The organism is Georgenia deserti (genome assembly GCF_042680605.1).
GTDB classification, from domain to species: domain Bacteria; phylum Actinomycetota; class Actinomycetes; order Actinomycetales; family Actinomycetaceae; genus Allobogoriella; species Allobogoriella deserti.
Genome location: NZ_JBHUEE010000020.1, coordinates 1 through 1419, shown reverse-complemented (window position 1 = coordinate 1419; position 1419 = coordinate 1). Strand labels below are relative to the sequence as shown.

Here is a 1419-nt window from a genome sequence, read left to right as displayed (position 1 = left end):
CAACACCCCCCGGATCATCAACGACAGGGGCAGACAGTCATGCCGGACCCAGCGACCACAACCCCGCCCACGCGGGATCACCAAGAAGGTAACGGGCAGCATCACGACCGAGTGGGTCCGGAACTCGTCCAGAGCCCGACGGCGTCGACGAGCCGGTCCAGAGCGCGGTGGACAGCAGAACGGGCGTCCTCGTCGCCGGTGCGCTCGGTCAGCCACAGCACGCCCTCGTTCATGGCGCCCGACAGGAGCCGTGTCAGCGCCTCGACCTCGGTGGCAGGAGCGAGCATGGCGATGGCTTCACGAAGCTCCTCCACGGAATTCGCGTCGTCGAGTGCCCGCCACTCCATCCACCCGAGGACGGCCGGACCGTCGATGAGCAGGACTCGTGCGGCTTCGTCCTGCGTAATGCCCTCGACGAATGCGTGGCAACCCGAGCGCAGCAGCGCGAGCGGGTCGCCGTCGCGGGCTCGGGCGCGCTCGACAACGTGGGAGGCGACGCGTTCGTGGCCCGCACGCACGACCGCTCGCAGGAGACCGACCTTGTCGGTGAAGTGGTGGTACACCGCTCCCCGTGTCACCCCGGCCGTCTGTGCGATCTGATCGACGGACGTCGCATGAAATCCGCGCTCGGCGAAGCACCGCGAGGCGGCTCCGAGAATGTTGTGGGCCGTGCGGGCGGCGTCGGCCGCTGAGGCGCGAGGCATAGGCTTCCTTTACGTGCGGACTGTATGTATGGTTCTTACATACAGAGTGTACGTAAGGAGTCGTCGTGTCGATCACCAGCTTCTACCCGGTGCTGCAGGTCGAGGATCCGCCCGGGGTCGCCCGCTTCTTCACGCGGCATCTCGGCTTTCGTGTGACATTCGCGGCCGACTGGTACATCAGCCTGAGAAACGGGCCACACGAACTGGCGCTGGTCAGTGGTACGCACGAAACGATCCCCGAAGGCTTCCGTGGGTCTTGCCGAGGGATTCTGCTGAACGTCGAAGTCGATGACGCGGCGACGGAGTACTCTCGTCTGCACGAGACCGGGTTGCCCATGAGACTCGAGCTTCGTGATGAAGCTTTCGGACAGCGTCACTTCATCGTCGAAGCGCCAGAAGGGATTCTCGTGGACGTCATCGAGGAGATCCAGCCGGCTCCGGAGTACGCGGCATCCTTCACGCCGTAGGCGGTCGCGACATCGACCAAGGCCGGGCTATCGGACCGTGTCGGCGCGTTGGGCGGCGCTCTCGACGTGCCGACAACATGTGGCCCGAACCCTCACACTGAGGGTTCGGGCTGTCGCCGATGTCCTGCGACATCACACATGGGGTGAGTGACGGTGTCTGGTTTCAGGACATCGTTCCGCCCTGTGTCACGTCATCGTTCCGGGCCTGTGTCGGGACATCGTTCCACGGGTGTGGCGCGACATCGTTC

General features: G+C 65.0%; 2 protein-coding genes. One reads left to right on the top strand and one right to left on the bottom strand.

Annotated elements, in window-relative coordinates:
- Positions 1-101 precede the first annotated feature (101 nt).
- Positions 102-704, bottom strand: coding sequence for a TetR/AcrR family transcriptional regulator (locus tag ACFSE6_RS18875; protein ID WP_388011129.1), 603 nt, complete (start codon positions 702-704; stop codon positions 102-104).
- Positions 705-769: 65 nt separating this feature from the next.
- Here ACFSE6_RS18875 and ACFSE6_RS18870 point away from each other — a divergent pair, with 65 nt between their 5' ends.
- Positions 770-1171: a VOC family protein gene (locus ACFSE6_RS18870; RefSeq protein ID WP_388011126.1), complete on the top strand. Its 402-nt coding sequence runs from the start codon at positions 770-772 to the stop codon at positions 1169-1171.
- The last annotated feature ends 248 nt before the right edge of the window (positions 1172-1419 follow it).

Coding starts and splice junctions, on each gene's coding strand:
- ACFSE6_RS18875 (WP_388011129.1), bottom strand. CDS start 704: ATGCCTCGCGCCTCAGCGGCCGACGCCGCCCGCACGGCCCACAACATT.